At 68.2% G+C, this 23697-nt stretch carries 22 protein-coding genes; 10 read left to right on the top strand and 12 right to left on the bottom strand.

Going from position 1 to position 23697, the window contains the following annotated elements:
• Window positions 1-92 precede the first annotated feature (92 nt).
• Window positions 93-1733 (bottom strand): DUF7059 domain-containing protein, encoded by a 1641-nt coding sequence (locus tag AC1DBN_RS05870; RefSeq protein WP_477722751.1) that lies wholly within the window; start codon window positions 1731-1733, stop codon window positions 93-95.
• A gap of 44 nt (window positions 1734-1777) precedes the next feature.
• Between AC1DBN_RS05870 and AC1DBN_RS05865 the strand changes: the two genes are divergently transcribed.
• Together AC1DBN_RS05865 and AC1DBN_RS05860 are read left to right on the top strand one after the other, a co-directional pair.
• A complete protein-coding gene (locus AC1DBN_RS05865; RefSeq protein ID WP_314215718.1) occupies window positions 1778-2281 on the top strand; it encodes a hypothetical protein in 504 nt (167 codons plus the stop codon).
• Window positions 2282-2357: 76 nt separating this feature from the next.
• Window positions 2358-2930 (top strand): hypothetical protein, encoded by a 573-nt coding sequence (locus tag AC1DBN_RS05860; protein ID WP_477722750.1) that lies wholly within the window; start codon window positions 2358-2360, stop codon window positions 2928-2930.
• 28 nt (window positions 2931-2958) lie between these two features.
• On the opposite strand, the gene trhO is transcribed toward AC1DBN_RS05860, so the two are convergent.
• A complete protein-coding gene (gene trhO, locus AC1DBN_RS05855; RefSeq protein ID WP_477722749.1) occupies window positions 2959-3852 on the bottom strand; it encodes an oxygen-dependent tRNA uridine(34) hydroxylase TrhO in 894 nt (297 codons plus the stop codon).
• Between the two features lie 116 nt (window positions 3853-3968).
• Here trhO and AC1DBN_RS05850 point away from each other — a divergent pair, with 116 nt between their 5' ends.
• Together AC1DBN_RS05850 and AC1DBN_RS05845 are read left to right on the top strand one after the other, a co-directional pair.
• Window positions 3969-4661 carry a GNAT family N-acetyltransferase gene (locus AC1DBN_RS05850; protein ID WP_477722748.1) on the top strand — a complete coding sequence of 231 codons (693 nt, stop codon included), beginning with the start codon at window positions 3969-3971 and terminating at the stop codon, window positions 4659-4661.
• An 84-nt stretch (window positions 4662-4745) separates the two neighbouring features.
• Entirely contained in the window at window positions 4746-7133 is a 2388-nt protein-coding gene (locus AC1DBN_RS05845) for a DEAD/DEAH box helicase (RefSeq protein ID WP_477722747.1), read from the top strand.
• Between the two features lie 25 nt (window positions 7134-7158).
• Here AC1DBN_RS05845 and AC1DBN_RS05840 read toward each other — a convergent pair whose 3' ends face one another.
• From AC1DBN_RS05840 to ssd, 7 genes are all read right to left on the bottom strand, one after another.
• On the bottom strand, window positions 7159-7554 hold the full coding sequence (locus AC1DBN_RS05840; protein ID WP_091722940.1) for an Rv3654c family TadE-like protein: 396 nt from the start codon (window positions 7552-7554) through the stop codon (window positions 7159-7161).
• Window positions 7551-8012, bottom strand: a complete 462-nt coding sequence (locus AC1DBN_RS05835; protein ID WP_477722746.1) for a TadE family type IV pilus minor pilin — start codon at window positions 8010-8012, stop codon at window positions 7551-7553. Before AC1DBN_RS05835 ends, AC1DBN_RS05840 begins: the two co-directional genes overlap by 4 nt.
• Complete coding sequence (locus AC1DBN_RS05830) at window positions 8009-8353, bottom strand: DUF4244 domain-containing protein (protein WP_314215731.1); 345 nt, start codon at window positions 8351-8353, stop codon at window positions 8009-8011. The genes AC1DBN_RS05835 and AC1DBN_RS05830 overlap by 4 nt, the downstream gene beginning before the upstream one ends.
• Before the next feature lie 189 nt (window positions 8354-8542).
• Window positions 8543-9151, bottom strand: coding sequence for a type II secretion system F family protein (locus AC1DBN_RS05825; RefSeq protein ID WP_314215733.1), 609 nt, complete (start codon window positions 9149-9151; stop codon window positions 8543-8545).
• Entirely contained in the window at window positions 9148-9963 is an 816-nt protein-coding gene (locus tag AC1DBN_RS05820; RefSeq protein WP_477722745.1) for a type II secretion system F family protein, read from the bottom strand. Before AC1DBN_RS05820 ends, AC1DBN_RS05825 begins: the two co-directional genes overlap by 4 nt.
• Complete coding sequence (locus tag AC1DBN_RS05815; RefSeq protein WP_314215735.1) at window positions 9960-11258, bottom strand: TadA family conjugal transfer-associated ATPase; 1299 nt, start codon at window positions 11256-11258, stop codon at window positions 9960-9962. Before AC1DBN_RS05815 ends, AC1DBN_RS05820 begins: the two co-directional genes overlap by 4 nt.
• Complete coding sequence (gene ssd, locus AC1DBN_RS05810; protein ID WP_314215736.1) at window positions 11255-12454, bottom strand: septum site-determining protein Ssd; 1200 nt, start codon at window positions 12452-12454, stop codon at window positions 11255-11257. The genes AC1DBN_RS05815 and ssd overlap by 4 nt, the downstream gene beginning before the upstream one ends.
• Before the next feature lie 129 nt (window positions 12455-12583).
• Between ssd and AC1DBN_RS05805 the strand changes: the two genes are divergently transcribed.
• Entirely contained in the window at window positions 12584-14311 is a 1728-nt protein-coding gene (locus tag AC1DBN_RS05805) for a bifunctional 3'-5' exonuclease/DNA polymerase (protein WP_477722744.1), read from the top strand.
• 166 nt (window positions 14312-14477) lie between these two features.
• Window positions 14478-14669: a YegP family protein gene (locus AC1DBN_RS05800; protein WP_056078207.1), complete on the top strand. Its 192-nt coding sequence runs from the start codon at window positions 14478-14480 to the stop codon at window positions 14667-14669.
• 74 nt (window positions 14670-14743) lie between these two features.
• Here the strand turns inward: AC1DBN_RS05800 and AC1DBN_RS05795 are convergent, their stop codons facing one another.
• From AC1DBN_RS05795 to AC1DBN_RS05785, 3 genes are all read right to left on the bottom strand, one after another.
• A complete protein-coding gene (locus AC1DBN_RS05795) occupies window positions 14744-15421 on the bottom strand; it encodes an NUDIX hydrolase (RefSeq protein ID WP_091722953.1) in 678 nt (225 codons plus the stop codon).
• A 16-nt stretch (window positions 15422-15437) separates the two neighbouring features.
• A complete protein-coding gene (gene nth / locus AC1DBN_RS05790; RefSeq protein WP_426764139.1) occupies window positions 15438-16232 on the bottom strand; it encodes an endonuclease III in 795 nt (264 codons plus the stop codon).
• 68 nt (window positions 16233-16300) lie between these two features.
• Window positions 16301-17713, bottom strand: coding sequence for a hypothetical protein (locus AC1DBN_RS05785; RefSeq protein WP_477722743.1), 1413 nt, complete (start codon window positions 17711-17713; stop codon window positions 16301-16303).
• A gap of 403 nt (window positions 17714-18116) precedes the next feature.
• Between AC1DBN_RS05785 and acs the strand changes: the two genes are divergently transcribed.
• From acs to AC1DBN_RS05765, 4 genes are all read left to right on the top strand, one after another.
• Window positions 18117-20129, top strand: coding sequence for an acetate--CoA ligase (acs, locus tag AC1DBN_RS05780; protein WP_091722959.1), 2013 nt, complete (start codon window positions 18117-18119; stop codon window positions 20127-20129).
• Window positions 20130-20336: 207 nt separating this feature from the next.
• On the top strand, window positions 20337-21647 hold the full coding sequence (locus AC1DBN_RS05775; RefSeq protein WP_172830004.1) for an ABC transporter substrate-binding protein: 1311 nt from the start codon (window positions 20337-20339) through the stop codon (window positions 21645-21647).
• Window positions 21648-21783: 136 nt separating this feature from the next.
• Window positions 21784-22755 carry a carbohydrate ABC transporter permease gene (locus AC1DBN_RS05770; RefSeq protein ID WP_477722742.1) on the top strand — a complete coding sequence of 324 codons (972 nt, stop codon included), beginning with the start codon at window positions 21784-21786 and terminating at the stop codon, window positions 22753-22755.
• Entirely contained in the window at window positions 22752-23675 is a 924-nt protein-coding gene (locus AC1DBN_RS05765) for a carbohydrate ABC transporter permease (protein WP_477722741.1), read from the top strand. The genes AC1DBN_RS05770 and AC1DBN_RS05765 overlap by 4 nt, the downstream gene beginning before the upstream one ends.
• Window positions 23676-23697 lie beyond the last annotated feature (22 nt).

Here is a 23697-nt window from a genome sequence, read left to right as displayed (position 1 = left end):
ATTGGCCTAGTTCACCATATTTTGGACAATCCTGCGCATTCATGTGGAAAACGGGGGGTACCAAAAGGGGTGCGGAGACCACGGGTGGATGGTCAGTTTTCGGCCGGCAGGAGGAAGCCGTCGCGGACCAGATTTTCGACGTCGGCCAGCAGCCTCCCGCGGAAGGAGTCCTCTCCGGATCCGCCCTCCCCGCTGCCCAGCAGCGCCTCAAGGGCGCCGGCAATCTGGCCGGCGGTCAGGTCGCCGTCGCACGCTGACACGAACCCGGCAAGTTCGGTGCTGAGGAGGTTGGTACGCCGCAGCCCGGCACCCTGCCGCAGCAGGATCACGCCCGGGTGCTCGGCACCGGGCCGCTGGTGGCGCTCCTCCGTGACATCGCCGGCCACCAGCAGGTACGTGTCCGCCACAGAGTGCGCCGCCAGCCAGTCGCTGCGTTCGACGGCGGCGCCCAGGTGGGGGCCGACAGGCTGCTCGATGGGGTAGCTGATTTCCTCGAAGCGGCGGAGCACGGGCTGCGCGTCCGCGGCCGGGCGCCGGAGCCACACCATGCCGAAGCCGATGCCTTCGACGTTCCGGGAGGCGAAGTCGGCGAGGTACGCCCCGTAGGCGTCGCGGTAGTGGTCGCGGTCCCTGCCCTCGGAAGCGTCCTGCAACCAGGTCTCTGCGTACTGTTCGGGGCTGACCTGCTCGCGCTGGATGAACCAGGCGTCGGTGCCGGGCCGGACCCATGACTGCGGCCGTTCGTGCCAGTCGGTGCCGGCTGCCACTTCCCAGTTGCCGAGCATCTGGGCCGTGGCGCCCGGCGCCAATACGGCGGGCAGGTCCGCCACGAGGGAAGCGACGATTTCGTCGCCCGGCAGGCCGCCGTCGCGGTAGGTGAACTGGTCCGCGGCGTCCTCGCCGGCGCTGCGCGGGGTGATGACGAACGGCGGGTTGGACACCACCAGGCCGAACTCCTCGCCCGCCACTGGCTCCAGCAGTGAGCCGAGCCGCAGGCTCACGCGGTCGGCCAGCCGGCCGGGGTCGACCGAGAGGGCCTCGGCGTTGAGCAGGATGTTGAAGCGGGTGAACGCCAGGGCACGTGCTGAAATGTCGCTGGCCGTGACGTGCTCGCAGTGGTGCAGCAGGTGGAAGGACTGTATTCCGCAGCCGGTTCCCAAATCCAGGGCGCGGGCGGTATGCCGGCGGACGGTGGTCTGCACCAGGGTGGTGGAAGCCTGCCCGATGCCCAGGACGTGGTCATGCCGCAGGACACCGGCCTGCTGGTGCGCGGCGAGGTCGCTGGCCACCCACAGTTCGGCGCCGCCGCTGCCGTCTTCATTCTTCTCCCAGCCGTAGGGCCGCAGGTCCGCCTTGGCGGACAGCCGGCCGGTGCCGGGTACGGGCTGCAGCAGCCCCAGCTCTTCCAGGCCTTCCGCGCGGATCCCCGGCAGGGCGGCGTCGAGCGTTGCCCTGTCCTGCGGTTCTGCCAGGAGCCAGAGGCGCACGACGGCGGCCAGCGGCGCCGCGGCGGCGTCCTCCCGGACGGCGCGGTCCACGGCCAGCATCGCAGGGATGATCTGGTCCCGGTTCAGCGCGGCGGACGCTGACGGGCCCAGGAGGCCCGCGACGCCGTCGAGCGTGTAGTCCAGCCGCCGCAGGTCCGCGGCAAGCGCCCGCAGCAGGTGGGGCAGGTCGCTGCGGGGAGCGTCGGGAGTGTTGCCGGCAGTGAACTCAAAAGGGGTTTCAGGCACCGGACAAGTTTAGTCCGGGACCGGACAGCAGGTAGCGTTGAGGCATGCCTTCCAGCCTTCCCTTCCTGGCGCGTGCCCGCGTGCGGTCCGCCGCCCACCCTCCGGAACGGTCCGGCGGGCCGAAGCTGAAGGCCCTCGCCGCCGCTGCTGCCGCGCTGGCTGCCCTGGCCCTGGCTGGCTGCTCATCAGTTGTTTCGGTGGAAAACGCCGACGTTCCGCAGTGGCGCACCACGGCGCTCCCCACGGCCCCGGACTCGGTGCTTGACGACGCCGGCAAGATCCTCAACCGCGACCGCATCGTGCAGGAGGCGGCCGACGTCCCCGCGGGCAATTACACGCTGACGGCCACCTGCGACGGCGGCGGAAAGGCCTTCTTCGCGGTCTCGCTGAACGGTGCCGCGATCACCGAGGCGGGGGCTGCCTGCAACGGCAGCAAAGAGACGTCCAAGGTTGCGCTCCCCGAAGCGGGCCGGCTCGAAATCAGCACTTCAAGCGTTGATGCGCCGCTCATTTATGCCTACCAGCTGGCTCCGGCGGCAGCGCGTTAATACGGTGGTTCCTGCTCTGGCAGGCGGGCGCCCGCAGGCATAAAGTCGGGATATGCCCAGTGTGCGGAGATTCTCCGTGCCCCGTCCCGTGGGAGTACCTCGCGAAGCGACAGCACGAGCGACAGCACGGGCGACGCCAGCGCGGAAGCCGGCCGGCGCCGTCGTTGGCGTTGTGCTGGCGGCCGGCCTGGCGCTGGGCGGCTGCGAATACACGTACGACGACGGCCGGAGCTACGCCGCGTCGGCGGGGGCCGAAGCGACCGCCGACCCCGGTCCCCTCTTCACCAGGGACCCGCTGACGCGCGACCCCGTGGGCCAGGATGAGCTGGACGGGTGGGTGGCCCGCACGCTCCCGGAGGCCCCGCAGCCCGCTATCCACATGGGCGCGGGCGTGCTGGCCGCCGGCGAAGTGCGGTCCGATGCCTCGCCCGCCCTGGGAACAGGGACCTACGCGTTGACCCTGGCCTGCCGGAGCCAGCGCCGCGTGAACTTCACCGTCCGCAGCGACTCCCTGACCCTGGTGGATCTGGGCCTGCGGTGCGGCATCAACCGTGAGAACGTCATCTACCTTTCGGCACCGACTGCCCTGACCGTCACGGTGGAGGCCAGGACCGGGGCCAACTACGCGTTCCGGCTCCGCAAGCTGTAAGACGGCGGACTTTGGTGGTGCAGCCGGGTCAGGCCGCGCAGCCCCCGGGGCAGCGGAGGGTTTCCGGGCTGGCGGCGCAATCCGCGCAGTACAGGGTGAGGGTGCGGCAGCTGGGATTGGAGCAGTTTTCGAACTTGCTGGTGGGCGCCTTGCAGCGGACGCATTCGCCGATGGTTTTGGCTTCGTCGCTGAATTCGAGGTGCATGCGTTTGTCGAAGACGTACAGCGAGCCTTCCCACAGGCCCTGGTCCTTGAAGGCCTCGCCGTAGCGGACAATCCCGCCGTCCAACTGGTAGACCTCCTTGAAGCCGCGGTTGACCATGAGGCTGGACAGGACTTCGCAGCGGATCCCACCGGTGCAGTAGGTGACCACCGGTTTGTCCTTCAGGGCGTCGTACTTGCCGGAATCCAGTTCCTTGATGAAGTCATGCGTGGTGGCCACATCCGGCACCACGGCGTCCTTGAACCTGCCGATCTGGGCTTCGAAGGCGTTACGGCCGTCGAAGAAGACCACTTCTTCGCCGGACTGCTTCCGGGCCTCCACCAGTTCGTGCAGTTCCTCCGGCTTCAGGTGGGTTCCGCCGCCCACTACTCCGCCGGCGTCCACCGTGAGCTCGCCAGGCGCGCCGAAGGAGACAATCTCGTCGCGGACCTTAACGCTCAGCCGGGGGAAGTCCTCCGCGCCGCCGTCGGACCACTTCACGTCGATGCCGTGGAAACCCTTGTATTCGCGGGTGGTCTTGACGTACTGCTTGACCGCACCGATCTCGCCGCCCACGGTGGCGTTGATGCCGTCCTTGGAGATGATGATCCTGCCGGTCAGGCCGAGCTTCTCGCAGAGGGCACGCTGCCAGAGCCGCACTGCGTCGGGATCCGGGATGGGGGTAAAGCCGTAAAAAAGGACGATTCGGTTCAAAGCCACGTATTTAAGGGTATCCGTCTTTCCACGGGCCGTGTCCGCGTCCGCTCCATCACGAATTGCATAAGCTCTGGGGCGCACCCTGTTGCTTGTGATCGGGCTGGCATAGTCTTCATGCCATGAGTCCGGAAACGTTGATTGAAGACATCACTGGCCTTCTTGAAGTGTGGGTGGCGGGCTGGGCCGGCTGCCGCGGGTACAAGACATCCACCGAGGGCCGCTTCCCCGCCGCCCTCCGGTCCGACACCAGCGGGGAATGGGAATACTTCGCCGCCGACCCCACTGACCAGGAGTTCGGTGAGCTGGCCGCCAGGACTGCGGAAGCCGCGCCGCGGGTCCTGACCATCCTCACCAATGACATTCCCCGGTACACGGCGCTGGCGGCCGGGCACGGGCTGAACGTCACCTCCGGTTCCCAGACCATGATGATCGTGGACATGGAAACGCAGGATGCCGAGGACCCCTGGCTCTCCGACGACGACCTGTCCCTGACCACGTCCACCCACCACGGCGTGCACTATGCCGAGGTCAAGTCCGGTGAGGCGCTTGCCGCCAGCGGCAGGGTGTTCGTGGTGGGCGAGACGGCGGTCTTCGACAAAATCATCACCGAGCCGGCGTTCCAGCGCCGCGGACTGGGCAGCTTCATCATGCGGGCCCTGGCAGCGCAGGCCTTCGAACACGACGTGCAGACGGGGCTGCTGCTGGCCTCCATCGACGGCCAGAAGCTGTACTCCCACCTGGGGTGGAGCACTGTTTCGCAGGTGCTGATGCTCTCGGCGTCGCACGACGGTTCGGATCTGTCCCTGAGCTGACTCCGCCGCCGATCTGCGCGCAGGTCCGTTACCCCGATGGCGAACCCGGCCGGCGGTGTCCGTGCCGGGTGAAACAATGTTGGGGTGAATCCCCATGACTCCCTGATCCCTTTGCTGGGCCGCGGCCCGGACCCGGAGCAGCTGCGTCATGTCCGGACCATTCCCGCGCGCGCCGCGGTCCATGAGCCGTGGCCGGAGTGGGCGCACCCGGACCTGGTGGCGGCCTACGGCTCGCTGGGGATCGGGGAACCGTACCGGCACCAGGTGGAGGCGGCAGACATCGCCCATGGCGGCGGGCACGTGGTGGTGGCCACCGGAACGGCGTCGGGGAAGTCGCTCGCCTACCAACTGCCGGCCCTGGACGCCATCCACCGGTCCGAGCTGCGGGTGCTGGCCGAGCCCGGGAAGATCCACGACGACGGAGCGGTCACCCTGTACCTCTCCCCCACCAAGGCCCTGGCCGCCGACCAGCTCAACGCCATCCGTGCGCTCAGGCTGCCCACCGTCAGGGCCGAAACCTACGACGGCGACACGGACCCGGCGTCCCGGCGATGGATCCGCGACCACGCCAACTTCATCCTCGCCAACCCGGACATGCTGCATTTCGGCATCCTGCCCAACCATGCGTGGTGGGCGGGTTTCTTCCGCCGCCTCCGGTACGTCATCGTGGACGAGGCCCACAGCTACCGCGGCGTGTTCGGCTCCCATGTGGCCAACCTGATGCGGCGGCTCCGCCGGATCTGCGCCTACTACGGCGCCGGCAGTTCCTTCCCTGAGCCGGTGTTCATTGCCGCATCCGCCACGGCGTCTGACCCTGACACGTCCTTCTCCCGGCTGATCGGTGCACCGGTCAAGGCCGTCTCCCGGGACGCCTCACCCCACGGTTCCACCACTGTGGCGTTCTGGGAGCCTGCGCTGACCGAGTTGCGCGGTGAAAACGGCGCCCAGGAGCGGCGCACCGCAGTGGCCGAAACCGCTGACCTCCTGGCCAACCTTGTCTCTGCCCAGGTCCGGACCATCGCGTTCATCAAGTCGCGCCGCGGAGCCGAAACCATTTCGACTATCACCAAACGCCTGCTGGACGAGGTGGACCCCAGCCTCCCGCAGCGGGTGGCCGCCTACCGGTCCGGCTACCTGCCCGAGGAACGCCGGGCAGTGGAGAAGGCCCTGCGGTCAGGCCAGTTGCTGGGGGTTTCCAGCACGTCGGCACTGGAACTGGGCATCGACATATCCGGGCTGGACGCCGTTCTGGTGGCGGGCTGGCCGGGAACCAGGGCGTCCCTGTTCCAGCAGATTGGGCGGGCGGGCCGGGCCGGGCAGGATGCCATCGCGGCCTTTGTGGCCAGCGACGATCCCTTGGACACCTTTTTGGTGAACCACCCCGAGGCTATTTTTGATGTATCGGTGGAAGCCACGGTCTTCGACCCCGCCAACCCCTATGTACTGGGTCCGCACCTCTGCGCTGCCGCAGCCGAGCTTCCCCTCGGTCCGGGCGAGCTGGGCCTGTTCGGCGCCACCGCCGAAGGGTTGCTGGACCGGCTGGTCGCGCAGGGGTACCTGCGCCGGCGCCCGGCCGGCTGGTTCTGGACGCACCCCCAGAGCGCCGCAGCCATGGTCAACTTAAGGGCCGACGGCGGCGGTCCCGTCAGCATCGTGGACGCGGACACCGGCTCGCTGCTGGGCACCATGGACTCCCCCCAGACCCACTACCAGGCTCACAACGGGGCCGTGTACATCCACCAGGGCGACAGCTATGTGGTGGAAGACCTGAATGAGGAGGACCACTGCGTGGTGGTCCGCCGGGCCAACCCCGATTACTACACCACGGCCCGGGACGTCACCCAGATTGAGGTGCTGGAAACACAGCGGACCATGCAGTGGGGCGACATCACTGTCCACTTCGGTGACGTGAAGGTGACCACCCAGGTTGTCTCCTTCCAGCGCAAGGCCCTGATTTCCAATGAAATCCTGGGCGAGGAGCCGCTGGAACTCGGGGCAAGGGACCTGTTCACGAAGGCGGTCTGGTTCGTGGTGGACAACCGCTCCCTCACCGCCGCCGGTCTCATCGAGGCCCAGTTCCCCGGGGCCCTGCATGCTGCCGAACACGCCGCGATAGGCCTGCTGCCGCTGGTGGCGTCCAGCGACCGCTGGGACATCGGCGGTGTGTCGACGGCCCTGCACGCAGACACCGGGGTGCCCACCATCTTCGTGTACGACGGGCACCCCGGCGGCGCCGGATTTGCTGAGCGCGGTTTCGAGAAGGCCAAGGTGTGGCTGGCGGCCACCCGTGCCGCCATCGAAGCCTGCGAGTGCGAGTCCGGGTGCCCGTCCTGCGTCCAGTCACCCAAATGCGGCAACAAGAACAACCCGCTGGACAAGGCAGCCGCCATCACCCTGCTGGGCGTCCTGCTGAAGGACGCCACAGAGTCCGCGCCGGTTGAACAGCCGGACACAGGATCCCGGCTCACCTAGGTTCCCTGCCGTCGCCGCAGGCAGCCTAGGGCGGCGGTCCGGCACGAGCTCGCCCGGTGGCCGCGCCCAGCATCGATCGTTCGTGCAGTTCCGTCCTGACCTCGAGGGTCAACCCGGGGCCCTTTACGCAGCTGAGGACCCGTGCCGCGTGCCGGGACGCGACGTCGTTGGCCACGGTGCAGGGCTCGCCTGCCGAGATTCCGCGCAGGGCGTCGGCCCCTGCGAGCGCTGCCAGGTCCGCGGCCGACGCCGCACGGCTGGCCTGCACCGCTGACTGGGCCAGGAGCATCACCAGCACGGCTGCCATCAGGACCACCAACGCCAGCCCGGCCGCGAGAACGGTGCCTGATCCCCGTTCCCGGTGATCGGGGCCAGGACGGGCTTGCTGACCACGGCGTTGACCCGGGCGGCCCGCTGTCACCTGTTCCCCTTTCCGTCGGTGAGGCCGCTGCTCCCTGCTGGCGCACCGGCCGTGCGCTCCGCTCGGGTGGACGCCCGGGCAGTGAGGGTCCACGGGATGGATGTTCCCAGCGGGCCTCCCACGCGGTCCGTCACGGTGACGTTGAACCATTCGCCCTCGGCTGCCACCGTGGCGGCTGCTGTTCCACCCGCGAGGGTGCGGACGGTCTGCGCCACGGTGGCAGGGTCTTCGCCCCTGGCCAGGGCCCTGGCGCCGGACCGCGCCCCCTCCTCGATCCGCAGCTGGGTGACACCGGCGGCGGCTCCGGCCAGGAGCATGGCCAACAAGGCCACCACGACGGGAAGGGTGACGGCGAACTCGGCTGTGACCGCACCCCGGCACGCAGCTGAACTATTCGCCCGCCGCGGAGCGGCTCCCCGCGCGGCCGGCGCACCCGGCACGGCCGGCGCAGCTGTCACGGCAACGCCAGTGCCGTACGGATCAGGTTCAGCAGGAAACCCCGGACTTCATCGCTGCGGAGGATGAAGACCAGAAGGCCCGCGAATCCGACCGCGGCGAGGGTGGCGATGGCGTACTCGGCGGTGGCCATTCCGGCTTCCGACCCCATCAGCCGGACGGAACGCCGCCGGCGGCGGGACGTACCGGCCCCGGGCCGCAGCTCCACGACGTTTGCCGGCAGGGTGCTGTCCCGTGCGCGGCCGATGGACTGTGGCCCGCCGGCGCTGCGGCCTGAGGGAGCGGGCCGGGCGGCGAGCGCGGACGTGCCGGCAAAGGTGTGACGGTGGTGGTTCGTGGACATGTGGTTTTTCCTTCCGTAGCGCCGGAGGTTCTTCCGGCTGGTGATGACTCTTCCGGCGCGGGCGGCGGCCGGTAAGGTCCCTGTTTCGGTAAGTGGATAAGCAGTGGCGGCCAGCCGCTGTGGAGGACTGGACAGCGGGCTCCTGCCCGGGGCCGCTGGAGCCCCGCTGCTGCGGTCAGGAGCCCCCGGTCAGGAGCCTGAAGGCACCAGGGCCAGCAGTACGGGGACGACGCCGAGGCAGATGAAGGCGGGGAGCGAACACAGTCCCAGCGGAATGACGAGCTTGACGCCCAGCGACGCGGCACGCTTTTCGGCGGCCCGGAAGCGTTCCCGGCGGAGCCTGGCCGCCTGGGCGTAGAGGATGGCCGACGACGGCGCGCCGGTCAGCGCAGCGAAGCCCAGTGCATCCCGCAACTCGAGGATGTCGGGCTGGCGGACGGCGGAGCTGCGCCAGGCCGTTTCCCAATCGGCACCGATGGCCAGGGCTGAAACCACCGGCCGCAGTGATTCGCTGTACTTCGCCGAGGCGGACATGGAGACCAGTTCCAAGGCGCGGCCGATGCTGGAACCGGCGTCGAGCATGGCCGCTACAAGTTCGAGCATCATGGCGGTGTCGGCAAGGCCGGGTCCGGCCCGGTTGCGGGGTTCCGGGATTATTGGCGTATGCCCCGGGCCCGGGTCATGTAATTCGAGGGTGCGGAGCCGTGTCCGGGCCCTGCCTCGTCCGGCGCAGGCCAGGAACGCTGCGGCGGCAAGGACGGCGAACAGCCCCAATGCTGCGATGCCGGTGCCCGTCACAGCTTCCCGGTTCCCGCGGCAGTTGCCACCAGGCGCGAGGACCAGAGCCTGCCGGCAACGGTCAGGGCCACGCCGCCCAGCAAGGCAGCCAGGCCAAGGGGCGTACCCAACAGCATGGCAAGCGGGTCAGCGCCCAGTGCCATCCCGAGCCCAAGGCCCATCAACGGCAGCCAGGTCAGCAGCGAGACCGTGGCTTTTGGACCGGCCAGGGCAGTCTGGCGCGCCGCGGCCGCGTCGGCCTCCACCTCGAGCTGGGCCGCAAAGCGGGTGAGCACATCAGCGAGGGGGCATCCGCTGGCCTCGGCGATATCGAAGCAGGCTGCCAGCTCGGACCAGATCCTTGCCTCCCGGTGCCCGCCTGGAAACACCTCCGGCAGCGCCCGCCTGATGGCCGCCGACACCGGTGTGCCACGCGCCGCGGCACCGCGTGCTGCAGCCAGCACGGCAAGGGAACCGTCCGACAGCCCTCCCTTGGCCGGACCGGCAGCAGCATCCCCCGCAGATGGTTGCGGGCCGTCCGTTCCATAAACGATCCAGAGTTCGTCCCACAGCCTGGCAGGTGTCCGGCCTCCTTTCAGCAGTGCAGCCAGCTGCTGCACCAGGACGGTAAGGGGTGTCCCCACAGTGGCGTTCTTTCCCGATCCCCTATGTCCACGGCGCGAGAATGGCCTGGGGGCGGGTCTGCCCATCAGATCGGATGCCCGGGCGGGCGGCCGGCCCGCGGCACGGCGCAGCCGCGCGGCAGCACCCCGGGGCGGCTTGAGCAGCAGCAGCGCCGCCAGGGACAGGGCAAGCGCCAGCAGGACAATCACCGGATGTCCTCCGGGTCCATGCCGAGCCGCGCGGCCAGCGCCGGCCACGCGGGTCCTGCGACACCGGCCGCAGTTTCCAGGGCCGGCACCACAGTCAGCCCCTCCGGCGAATCGACGAAAACACCGATGCACGTGACCTCGCGTCCCCGGGGTGTCCGGTCGACGTGGATGGCCACGTCCAACGCGCTGGCTGCCTGCAGCCGCACACCGTCCGGGCTCATCCCTGCCAGTGCACCAAGGGCCGTGAGCCTGGCCGGAACCGAGGCCGCCGTGTTGGCGTGGATGGTGCCGCCTCCGCCGCTGTGGCCTGTATTCATGGCGGTAAGAAGCTCCCGGACCTCGGCGCCGCGGCACTCACCCACCACCAGCCTGTCGGGTCGCATGCGGAGGGCCTGCCGTACCAGTTCGCCCAGGTCCACTTCGCCGCCGCCTTCCAGGTTTCCGTGCCTGGACTCCAGGGAAACGATGTGCGGGTGGACAGGATTCAGTTCCGAGGCGTCCTCGATGAGGACCAGCCGCTCCCCCGCCGCACACAGCCCCAGCAGCGTGGACAGCAGGGTGGTCTTTCCGGAGCCGGTGGCGCCGCTGACCAGGAAGCTCAGCCTCTGCTCCACTACGTTCTCCAGTACGTCCCGGACCGGCAGGCTGAACATGCCTCCTTCCTGCAGTTCAGCCATGCCGAAAACGTGCTCCCGCCTGATGCGGATACTCAACAGGGTCCCCGCCGTGGAGACGGGCGGCAGGACAGCGTGGACACGGTAGCCGCCCGGGAGGCGGACATCAACGCAGGGCGCCCCGTCGTCCAGCCGCCGGCCGCCCGCGGCCACCAGCCTGCAGGCGAGCGCGCGCAGCTGGGATTCGCCCTCGAATGCCACCGCCACACGCTCGATGCCGCGCCCCCGGTCCACCCAAACGGAGTCCGGGGCATTGGCGAAGATGTCCGTCACGGCGGGGTCCCGGGTGAGCTCCTGCAGGGGACCCAGTCCGTTCAGTTCCGCGCTGATCCGTTCCACTGCGGCGAGCGCTCCCGCAGTTCCGAGCAGCTTTCCGGTGGCCTGGACCGCAGCGGCCACCCGGGACGGAGTCACAGCCCCGGCTTCGGCCATCATCGATTCGCGCACCGATTCCAGGAGGCCCGCATCGACAGGACGGCCCCGGGCAGGCGTCCCGCCCTGATGGGGTCCGCGCCGCTGCCCTTCCAGGATCCGGGCACTTCGCCGGGACCGTGGCGGCAGCGCGGAAACATCGGGAGGTGCCGCAACAGCCCTGGATGCCTCCCCTTCGCCCGGGGTCATACCGGTTCTCCCACGGGCAGCCCGTCACCGAGGGAATCGAGCACCGTGCCGGCGAAGCGCCGCACGCTGCGCCGCCTGCCAAGATCCAGGAGCCTGCCGGATTCCACTGCGGCAGCCATGCCGCGCAGTTCGGGCACCCGGCCCAGGACGGGAAGCCCGATGGCGTCGGCGAGGAGCGGGCCGTCAATGGCGGCCCCCGGTTTGCCACGCATCAGCACCGACGCTTCCACGGGCGGGAATTCCTGCAGCAACCGCACCGCGGCCACGGCGGCCTTCAGCTGGGCCGGAACCACCACAAAGATGCGGTCGCAGTCCCAGGCGAACGTCTTCAGCGGCTCGGCGCGGCGGCCAATGTCCACCACCACGAGTTCGTAACCCCGCCGGGCAGCGTCCAGGACACCGGCGGCAGCTGGCCCTGCCACCTGATCGGGCTGTTCGCGGCTGGCGGGCCAGGACAGGAACGAGAAACCGCCGGACACAGGCAGGGAGTCGGCCAGCTGGAGGGGATCGATGCTGCCCCGGGCGTCGGACAGGTCCGGCCAGCGCAACCCCGGGTAGTCCTCGGCGGCGATGGCCAGTTCCAGCCCGCCGCCCCAGGGATCGCCATCCACCAGCAGTACGCGCACACCCATGCCCGCCGCTGCCTGCGCAATCCAGATGGCCGCCGTGGTGGCTCCTGCACCGCCACAGCCGCCGGTCAAGCCGAGAACCAGCCCACCGGGCCCCGGCGACCGTGACCGGCTTAGATGGTCAGCCAGCCAGGCAGCCGCATCCGGGAGCACGGCCACGCGTTCGGCTCCAAGCGCGGCGGCCAGATGCCACAGGCTGTCCCCCTCGCCGTCCAGGCCGACGAGGACGGCAGGCGCCCGCCGCCGGGGCGGCAGCTCCCTGATGTCACTGCCCACCAGCACCGCCGCCGCCCCGTCCCAGTGACGGCCGCCCTCTGCTGCATCCAAGGCCACGCGCAGGCGTCCGCCGGCGGCAGCAACAATCCGTTCCACCTCCGAGCGGAGGAAAGCCGACGCCGTCACCAGCAGCACTTCGCCGGATGCGTCTGGCAGCCATGCGTCAGCGGCCCCGTCCGCCGGGCCGGCGGGTGCACGCGATGTACCTGCCGGCGGCGAGCCCGGGGCATGGCCGGCGGGCCCGGCAGGGCCCTGCCCCGACGGTGGCGGAAGTATCTGGTGCCTGCTCATGGAGCCACTCTCCATGCCGGTGCGGTGGCAGTTAAGGGCCGCCGTCAGCTATGTGGATAAAGCCGACGTGGACAAGGCGGACGGGAACCGCCGTACAGAGGCGTCCCGCCAAGCGTGCACAATTGGAGCATGTATGTCCTGCTCGCCGCCCACCCCTCCGGGGCCGCGCTGCAGGAACTCACCCAGGCGGGCGAACCCCAGCCGGCCAATCCCGAAGTCCGCGTCGTCAGCATTGGCGACCTTCCCGCCGTCGTCCGCCAACTGGAAGGCGGCTCCACGCCGCCCCGCTGGATCTGGCACCGTACCCAGGACTGGTACCCGGCGCTGCTGCGGGCCGGCGTGGAGCTGGAGCGCTGCTACGACCTCACGCTCTGCGGCAACATCCTGGCGTTTTCGCAGTTCACCGCCCACACCGAGTACGCCCGCACGTCGGACAGGACCCCGGTGGACGATCCGGTCCTGCCGCCGAAGTCGCTGCTTCCCCCTGCTCCCCCGGCGGACCAGGGCGCCCTGTTCGAGGACCCGGTCAGCGCGCCGCCCCTGCGCCATACCCCGGAAGAGCTGCGGACCGAGTACGCCGCACAGCAGTCCGCCCTGGCCGGGGCCGGCACCGATGGCAGCATGCGCGGCCGCCTGCAGCTGCTGCTGGCAGCTGAATCAGCAGGCGCGATGATCGCCGCCGAGATGCAGTACGCGGGCGTGCCGTGGCGGGAGGATCTGCACGAGGAAATCCTGGCCGGCTTCCTTGGCCCGCGTCCGCCCGCCGGGCAGCGGCCGGCACGGCTGGAGGCGCTGGCCGCCGAACTGCGGCAACTGCTTGGCTCCCCCATGCTGAACCCGGACTCCCCGCAGGAACTCATCCGCGCCCTGCACCGCAACGGCATCGAGGTGAAGAGCACCAGCAAATGGGAGCTGAAGGACTCTCCCCACCCGGTGATCGGCCCGCTGCTGGAGTACAAGAAACTGTCGCGGCTGCATACGGCGAACGGCTGGTCGTGGCTCGATGCCTGGGTGGCGGGCGGGAGGTTCCGGCCAGAGTACGTGGTGGGCGGAGTGGTGTCCGGCCGCTGGGCCTCGCGGGGCGGCGGCGCCCTCCAGATCCCCCGGCAGATCCGTGGTGCCGTGCACGCGGATCCCGGCTACAAGCTGATCGTGGCCGACGCCTCGCAACTGGAGCCGCGGGTTTTGGTGGCGCTGGCACGGGACTCGGTGATGGCCGAAGCCGCGCGGGACCAGGATCTCTATGCGGGCATCGCCGCCAAGGGCTTCGGCGGTGACCGCGCGAAAGCCAAGGTGGCCCTGCTCGGGGCGATGTACGGTGCCACGTCCGGCGAATCCGGCCGCCTCATGCCGCAGTTGGCGCGGACGTATCCGCGGGCTGTGGACTTCGTGGAACAGGCCGCCCGGGCAGGCGAGGCCGGTGGCACGGTAACCACCCGGCTGGGGCGCAGCAGCCCGCCGCCGTCGGAGCGCTGGTACCAAAGCCAGCGCTCGGCCACCGCTGAAGAGCAGCGCCGTGCCGAGTCGATCGCCAGGTCCCGGGGCCGGTTTACCCGCAACTTCGTGGTCCAGGGCTCGGCTGCGGACTGGGCGGCATGCTGGCTGGCGGAATTACGACGGCGGCTGCGCACCCTCCGCGCGGACGGCACCGGCGCAGGGGCCGGCGGTGCCGGTCCGGAACTGGTGTTCTTCCTCCACGACGAAGTCATGGTGCACGCCCCGGCCGGCGGGGTGGACGAGTGCATCAGGGCGATTGAGGACGCCGCCGGTGCCGCGAAGGACCTCCTGTTCGGTCCCATCCCGGTGGAATTTCCCGTCAGCGTCGCTGTGGTGGACTCCTACGACCTGGCCAAGTAAGCCTCCAGCGCGGACAGGCCAAACCCGGATTCCTACCCATATGACGGAGAAAGTAACCTACCGGGCAGTAGCTCGACGCACCGCGTGACGCGGATTACAGTCTGTAGCGGCGACTGATGCAGACCGGTCGGGCTGATGCGACGACGCATACCAGGGGAGGTCCGGCATGGCGGGCAGATTTGAGATTCACCGGGCAGGAGACGAGTCCTACCGGCTCCGGCTTACGGACGCAGAGGGCAACATCGTTGCCGTTTCACCAAGCTTCAAATCCTTGAACAAGCTGATGGACGGCGTCAACGCAATGCGCGAGAACGCCGCGACAGGAATCGTGGTCGACCTGCGGCAGCAGCAGGCCTGACCCATCCATACGGCCTGAAAAGGCCCCAACAACCGGGTGGCCGCGCTCAATGGCGCGCGCGGCCGTCCTAATACCTACACGCTGATGGGGTGCAGCCTGGTGCTGTCCCAGGGCACGGACCAGCCCAGCTGGTCGAAGAGGCCACTGAGCACGATGCCGGTGAAACCCCACACCACCACGCCGTTCACCGTGAATGCCGGGCTGTCGAACGCACGCCCGGCCCGGTGGACGGTGGCCATGACCCGGTTGTCCGGGTCCAGCAGATCGCGGACGGGGATCCGGAAGACCTGGGCGGATTCTGCATAGTCCACCACGCGCACCGGCGACGGCGACGCCCACCACCCGAGCACAGGGGTCACCAGGAAGTTGCTGTGGGCCAGGCCGAGCTGCTGCAGGGTACCCAGGACTTCAACGCCGCCCGAGTCCAGGCCGGTTTCCTCCTCGGCCTCCCGGAGGGCTGCGTCCACGGCGGATTCACCCGCATCCAGGCTTCCGCCTGGGAAGGCGACCTGGCCGGGATGCGACCCGAGCGTATGGGCCCGTTCCAGCAGCAGCACGTCGAGATCGGCCGGGGCCAGGGGCTTGCCGGAAACCGCCGGGACGTCGTCCAAGGCGCCGAAGAGCATCAGCACGGCAGCACGGCGGGCCAGGTTCGCGTCGACCGTCAGGGCCGCCCACCGCGGGTCCGGGGTGGTGTTGGAACCGGACGCCGCACGCCGCGCCAGCCCCAGCAGGTCTTCCCTGGCGCTCACAGGCTTTCCCCGGCGCTCAAAGGGGCCGCCGCTGCGACGCCATCCGGATCTCGGCCGCCCGGTGCGTGTCAGCCTGCAGCTGCTCCAGCAACGCCTCGTTGCCCGGCGCGAGCTCATATTTGAGGAGCTTCGCGGCCTTCACCGGATCCATTTCGCCAAGCCCATAGCTGGGGCACCAGTTGGCCACCGGGCAGGCGCCGCAGGCCGGCTTCCGGGAGTGGCAGACGCGCCTGCCGTGGAATACCACCCGGTGCGAGAGCATGGTCCAGTCGCGCGGCTCGAAGAGTTCAGCCACGTCCGATTCGACCTGCACAGGATCGTCCGACTGCGTCCAGTTAAACCGCCGCGCCAGCCGCCCGAAGTGGGTGTCCACGGTGATGCCGGGGATGCCGAAGGCGTTGCCCAGCACCACGTTGGCAGTCTTGCGGCCCACGCCGGGCAGCGTGACCAGGTCCTCGATCCGGCCGGGGACCACGCCGTCGTACTCGTCCACCAGGCGGGTGGCCAGGGCCAGCAGGTTCCGGGACTTGGCCCGGAAGAACCCGGTGGGCTTGAGGATTTCCTCAAGCACGGCCGGGTCCGCTTCGGCCATGGCACGGGCGTCCGGGTAGCGTCCGAAGAGCACCGGCGTGACCAGGTTGACGGTGACGTCGGTGGTCTGGGCGGAAAGGACCGTGGCCACCAGCAGCTCAAACGGGTTGGTGAAGTCCAGTTCCGCGTGGGCGTACGGGTACTTTTCGGCCAGCGCACGGTTGATCCGCCGGGCACGCCGCTTCAGGGCCAGTGCCGACTCGGACGAAACCACCGGCATCCCTGCAGCCTGCCCACCGGACACAGCCTGCCCGCCCTTTCCGGTGCCCCGCGGCGCGGCCATGGGGGCTAGCCGCGCTCGATGTTGCTGAGGTCGCGGAGGACGCCCAGGCGTCCGTCGGTGTGCTGCACCAGGAACTCGTGTCCGCGGTCTTCCAGGGCCAGGACCCAGCCGCCGGGCTCAATAACGAAGGCGGGGGAACCGCTGTGCGGATCGAACGCGGTGCGGTGCTGGGCCACGGCAAACCAGAAGGCCTCGTGGACGGGGTGCTCGTCCTCGGCGTCGTGGCTCGACGGATCGACGGTGGCGCCGATCGGTTCTTCGACCCGGACCTGCTGGTGCACAGCGGTGGCGGCCGGCGGCTCCCACGTGCGCTGCGGAGCCGGGGCAGCCGGGGAACCTCCGGCGTCGTGCGTCGCCGTCTGCTGGCCCGCGGGGGCGGCGGGGACGTTGGCGCGTTGCGTTTCCTCCGCGGCTGGTGCCTCAGCAGGGCGGACGACGTCGGCGGCCTGGGTTGGCGGGCCGGCGTCCACCTCGGGAGCGTGGTCGGCTGCATCGGGCGCGGTGGATACGGGAGTGCCCGCAGCTGCTCCTGCTGTTGCTGCCGGAGCCGGAGCCGCGGTGGGAACGGCAGCGGTGGCGGGCGCCACAGCGTCCGACGGGCGGGCCGCCGCTACGGTGGCCGCCGCCGGTGCGTGCTGCGAAGGCTCAGGCGCTTGGTGCGGGGACTCGGGGGTCACCGCGGAAGATCCGGCACCGGCCCCGCCGAACAGCTTGCCGCCCAGCCGGGACTTCGGGGTGGCTTCGTGCTTGTGGTGGGAGCCCGTTTCAGGGTGGGATCCGGGCTTTTCCGCCGTCTCAGGCTTGGGCTGCTTCGGGGCTCGGGGCGCCGGTGCGGGTACTGCAGACTCACGGGCTGTAACGTGCGCCGGTGCTTCGGCGCGGCCCAGGAAGTCGCTGGCGAGATAGGGCACGAACCGGCCCAGGACGGTGGCGACAAACAGGATGATGGAACCGATGAGGCCCACCAGCAGGCTGGGAACGTAGGCCCCGGCAACGGAGATGAAAAAGAACGCCACTGCGAAGCACGCGGACACCGAGGCGAACTGGTCAACGGAGAGGGAGCCCACGCGGATCTTCGTGGCGGGCGCCAACCGGCGGGCAGCGAACAGTGCACTGACAATCAGCGGCAACAGGATGCCGAGGCCCAGGAAGAAGAGGTTGTTCAGGTTCCACAGGTTGTAGCGTGCGCCGAAGATGGGCAGCAGCGAAGCAACGAACAGGACGATGGTGGCCACGAAGACCGTCAGGTCCCGCACCGTGAAGGGGCCAAGCACTGCCTGGTTGGAATCCTTGGCGAGGCGGAACGGCGTCCCGGCGCCTTGAGGCGCGGCCTGCTGGCCTGCCCCGGCGGCGCCGGCCTGGCCGGCACCCGTTTCCGTGGCGGGGCCGGTTTTCTGGCCGTAGCTGGGCTGGTTCATTCTGCTCTCCTTAGCATGGCGGCACGGAACCGGCCTGGGCCGATCCACGATGTGCCGTCGAAACACCGTTCCCCCGGCCGGGCACGGAGCCCGGCCCGCGGGCCCGAAGTAAAGTCACAATTTCATTTCAGCCTAGTCAACAGCCCGGCTGATCACTAGCTGAAACGGCGGCAGGGGGACCTCCCCGAACTGCCACAGAAACCATTCACCGCACAAAAAATGCCGCTTACGGGCACAACTGTGACAAGGCACACATGGCCGTGCCGGCAAGAGTTAGGGTGTATTCCGGAACAGCTCTTTGCGGTATGTCCGTGATCGGCCGGTGCCCGGTGTCGTGCTTGCGGCCCGGCACGGCCGTGGCCTGCATCCCGCGCAGCAAAGATCGATGAATGATGAGGTTCACATGTCCCAGGACACTCCAAGCTCCACGGCCACCGTCCCCGCTGCCCCGGCAGGACAGGGTGCACAGCAGGGCGACGCGTTTGAAAACCTGCTGCATGAGACCAGGACCTTCCCGCCCACGCCGGAGTTCGCGGCCAACGCAGTGGTCAAGGCCGGTGATTACGCAGAAGCCGACGCCGACCGGCCGGCTTTCTGGGCCAAGCAGGCCCGCGAGCTGCTCACCTGGAGCAAAGACTTCAGTGAAGCCCTTGACTGGTCCAACCCGCCGTTCGCCAAGTGGTTCGTGGGCGGCGAAGTCAACGCCGCGTACAACGCGCTGGACCGGCACGTGGAAAACGGCCTGGGCGACCGCGTCGCCATCCATTTCGAAGGCGAACCGGGCGACAGCCGCAGCTACACCTACGCCGAGCTGACCGAGGAAGTGAAGAAGGCAGCGAACGCGTTCGAGTCCCTCGGCGTGTCCAAGGGCGACCGTGTGGCCGTGTACCTTCCCATGATCCCCGAGGCGGTCATCACGCTGCTCGCCTGCGCACGGATCGGCGCGGTCCACTCCGTGGTATTCGGCGGCTTCTCGGCCGATGCCCTGCGCTCACGCATCGACGATGCTGAGGCCAAGCTGGTGGTCACCGCTGACGGGACGTACCGCCGCGGCAAGCCAAGTGCGCTGAAGCCGGCAGTGGACGAAGCCCTGTCCCAGGATGGACACACGGTCCAGAACGTCGTGGTGGTCAAGCGCAACGGCCAGGACGTGGACTGGCACGAGGGCCGCGACCACTGGTGGGACGAAACCGTCGGTGAAGCGTCCACCGAGCACACCGCCGTCGGGCATGACTCCGAGCACCCGCTGTTCATCCTGTACACCTCCGGCACCACCGGAAAGCCCAAGGGCATCCTGCACACCACCGGCGGGTACCTCACCCAGACCGCGTACACGCACAAGGCGGTATTCGACCTGCACCCGGAGACGGACGTGTACTGGTGCACGGCCGACGTCGGCTGGGTCACCGGGCACTCCTACGTCACCTACGCACCGCTCATCAACGGCGCCACCCAGGTCATGTACGAGGGCACCCCGGACTCACCGCACCAGGGCCGCTGGTGGGAGATCGTGGAAAAGTACAAGGTCTCCATCCTGTACACCGCTCCCACCGCCATCCGCACTTTCATGAAGTGGGGCCGGGACATCCCGGACAAGTACGATCTGTCCTCCATCCGGGTCCTCGGCTCCGTGGGTGAACCCATCAACCCCGAGGCGTGGATGTGGTACCGGACGGTCATCGGCGGGGACAAGGCGCCCATCGTGGACACCTGGTGGCAGACCGAAACCGGCGCCCAGATGATCGCCCCGCTTCCCGGCGTCACCGCAGCGAAACCCGGCTCCGCCCAGGTGCCGCTGCCGGGCATCGCCGTGGACGTGGTGGACGAGATGGGTCAGTCCGTACCCGACGGGCACGGCGGGTTCCTGGTGATCCGTGAACCGTGGCCGGCCATGCTCCGCGGAATCTGGGGCGACCCCGAACGGTTCAAGGACACCTACTGGTCCCGGTTCGAAACCATGTATTTCGCCGGGGACGGCGCCAAGAAGGACGAGGACGGCGACATCTGGCTCCTCGGCCGGGTGGATGACGTCATGAACGTCTCCGGGCACCGGCTTTCCACCACGGAAATCGAGTCCGCCCTGGTCTCCCACCCCGCCGTGGCCGAGGCCGCCGTCGTGGGCGCCTCGGACGAGACCACCGGCCAGGCCGTCGTGGCCTTCGTCATCCTCCGCGGCGACGCCGCGAACAACGGCGACGAAACCGTCCAGGAACTCCGAAACCACGTGGGCAAGGAAATCGGCCCCATCGCCAAGCCCAAGAACATCCTGGTGGTCCCGGAACTGCCCAAGACCCGCTCCGGCAAGATCATGCGGCGCCTGCTCAAGGACGTCGCCGAAGGCCGCGACCCGGGCGACGCCACCACCCTGGCCGATCCCACGATCATGCAGCAGATCGCGCAGTCGCTCAGAAAGTAACACTGGCTTAGTAATTGCCGCAGCACCGACGGATGGCCCCGTTTACCCCGTATTTCCGGGATAAACGGGGCCATCCGGCGTTTGTGACGATTCAAAAATAACAATTGCAAAAGTGTTATTAAGCGTTCTTCCATGTTCTGTTTTGCGAGGTTATAGTCGTACTGATGTGAGGTGCCTCACATGCTGCTATTACTCAAGGGAGAGAACATGGCTTCACCGTTTGATGCGTCCGCAACTGCCTTCCCGAGCAGGCGGAGCATCCTCAAGACCGCCGGCGTTGGCGCTGCCAGCCTGGCCGGCATCCCGTTCCTCGCAGCCTGCACCGGCGGCAGCGCACCGTCCGCAACAGGTACCGATTCCGGCGGACTGACCTTCGGCTCCGGCTCCTCCGACGATGTGCCCAAGCGGGCCTACCAGGCGGTCACCGATGCCTTCACGGCCAAGACCGGTAAGAAGGTCACCACCAACACGGTCCCCCACAACGACTTCCAGAACAAGATCAACTCCTACCTCCAGGGCTCCCCGGATGACACCTTCACCTGGTTTGCCGGCTACCGGATGCAGTACTACGCCGGCAAGGGACTCCTGGCTCCCATCGACGACGTCTGGGAAACTATCGGCGCGAACTACTCCGATGCCCTGAAGAAGGCCTCCACCGGGCCCGACGGCAAGCTGTACTTCGTCCCCAACTACAACTACCCGTGGGGGTTCTTCTACCGGAAGAGCCTGTGGGCCGAGAAGGGGTACGAGGTCCCGGAAACCTTTGACGCCCTCAAGACCCTCGCCGCCAAGATGAAGGGGGACGGCATCATCCCCATCGGCTTCGCGGACAAGGACGGCTGGCCGGCCATGGGCACTTTCGACTACATCAACATGCGGCTGAACGGCTACCAGTTCCACGTGGACCTGTGCGCGCACAAGGAATCCTGGGACCAGCAGAAGGTCAGCGCCGTCTTTGACACCTGGTCGGCGCTGCTGCCGTTCCAGGATCCCGGGGCCCTCGGCCAGACCTGGCAGGATGCCGCCAAGTCACTTGAGTCCAAGAAGACCGGCATGTACCTGCTGGGCTCGTTCGTCACCCAGCAGTTCACCGATGCGGCAGTGCTGGCCGACATCGACTTCTTCGCCTTCCCGGAGATCGCCATGGAGGGCCGGGACGCCGTCGAGGCCCCCATCGACGGCCTCCTGCTCTCCAAGAAGGGCGGCGAGAACAAGGCTGCGCGGGACTTCATGGCGTACCTGGGCACACCCGAAGCGCAGGACGCCTACGCCGCAGTGGATGCCTCCAACATCGCCACCGCCAAGGGGACCGACACCTCCAAGTTCAGCCCGCTGAACAAGAAATGTGCCGAAACCATCGCCGATGCAAAGTACATCAGCCAGTTCTTCGACCGTGACGCGTTGCCGGCCATGGCCAACAACGTGATGATTCCCGCCCTCCAGAGCTTCATCAAGGACGGCAAGATGGACGTCAAAAACCTCGAGGCGCAGGCCAAGACCCTCTACGCCGCGCAGTAGCCGCCCACAGCATACCGGCACCGCAACCTGCAGGACGGACGACGGCGGCGCACGCCCGCCGTCGTCCGTTCCCTTCCAGCGTCCCCACCCAGCAGCACCGCCCCAGCGGCGTCCCACCAGCAGAGGGAAGATTTCCATGAGCAGCACCGCGCAAGAACTGATCCCGCCGGAAGCGCAGGAACCCGGCGGCGGCCGGATCGGCCGGACCAGGGGTGGCCGGGTCCGCCGCCTGACTGGCAAGGACAAAGTAGTCCTGTCGCTGATGGTGGGCATCCCCACCCTGATTGAGCTGGCCCTGGTATGGCTGCCGACGCTGATGTCCATCGGGCTCAGCTTCACTCGGTGGAACGGCCTGGACCTGGCCGACATCCGTCCCGCCGGCACCGAAAACTACCAATACATCACCCAGGACTACCCGCCCTTCTGGCCGGCCGTCCAGCACAACCTCATGTGGCTCCTCTTCCTGGCCCTGATCGCTACGCCGCTCGGCCTGCTGCTGGCGGTGCTGCTGGACCAGAACATCCGCGGCAGCAAGATCTACCAGAGCATCTTCTTCGCACCCGTGATGCTCTCCCTGGCCCTCATCGGCATTATCTGGCAGCTGTTCTACCAGCGCGACAACGGCCTCCTGAACTTCCTCCTCGGCACTGCGGGGACGCCGCAGGCCGTCGACTGGTTCGGAGACTCGTCCGTGAACATCTGGGCCGCCATGATCGCGGCCACCTGGCGGCACGCCGGCTACGTCATGCTCCTCTATTTAGCCGGCCTGAAAGGCGTGGACCCCAGCCTGCGGGAGGCGGCATCCATTGACGGTGCCAATGCCGCGCAGACCTTCTTCCGGGTGGTGTTCCCGGCCATGCGCCCCATCAACATCGTCATTGTGGTGATCACCATCATCGAATCCCTGCGGGCCTTTGACGTGGTGTACGTGATCAACCGCGGCACCAACGGCCTGGAGATGCTCAGCGCCCTGGTGATCCAGAACCTCGTCGGCGAAGGCCAGGTGATCGGCGTCGGCTCCGCCCTGGCTGTGGTGCTGCTGGTTATCTCCCTCGTCCCCATCGTCTTCTACCTCAGCCGCACCTTTGGCAAGGAGAACAGAGTATGAGCACCACCCCAGCACCCACGGTCCGCACCGGCAGGACCCCGGCGGCTGCCGCTCCGCGCACCGGCAGCAGGCCCAAACGCCACTACGGCACGCACATCTTCCTCGTGGTCATGGCGGTGATGTGGCTGGTTCCCCTCGGTTGGTCGCTGTACACGGCGCTCCGCCCGGTGGCCTCCACGAACGAACACGGGTACTTCAGCTTCGCCGGTGACTTCAACTTCGATAACTTCGTGCAGGCCTGGACGCAGGGCGGGTTCGCCACGTACTTCTGGAACTCCGTCATCATCACCGTCCCGGCCGTGCTGCTGACCCTGTTCCTGGCGTCCGTGATGGCGTTTGCAGTCAGCCGGGTGAGCTGGAAGTTCAACGTCACGCTGCTCATCATGTTCACCGCCGGCAACCTGCTGCCCCCGCAGGTCCTTGCCGCGCCGCTGTTTGAAATGGCCAAGCACTTCGAAGTGCCCTATTCATTCAGCGACTCCGGGAACATGCTGAACACCTACATCATCGTCATTGCCGTCAACACCGCCTTCCAGATGGGTTTCTGCACGTTCGTGCTGTCCAACTACATGAAGGCCCTCTCGGCGGACCTGACGGAGGCGGCGCTGGTGGACGGCGCCGGGATCTGGCGGCAGTACCGGGAAATCATCATGCCGCTCTGCCGGCCGGCCTTCGCCGCACTCGGCACCCTCCAGGTCATCTTCATCTACAACGACTATTTCTGGCCCCTGATCTTCATCCAGAGCGGCAACCGGCTCCCTATCACCACAGCCATCAACAACCTGCAGGGCGAGTTCCTGAGCAACTACAACCTCCTGGCGGCGGGGGCGGTCATCACCGTCATCCCCACGCTGGTGATCTACCTGCTCCTGCAACGGCAGTTTGTTGCGGGCCTGACTCTTGGTTCCAGCAAGGGGTAGACCATCATGGAAGGTGACGGGG

The sequence above is a fragment of the Pseudarthrobacter sp. 10T415 genome (genome assembly GCF_056394175.1).
This window is presented reverse-complemented; position numbering and strand designations above follow the sequence as displayed.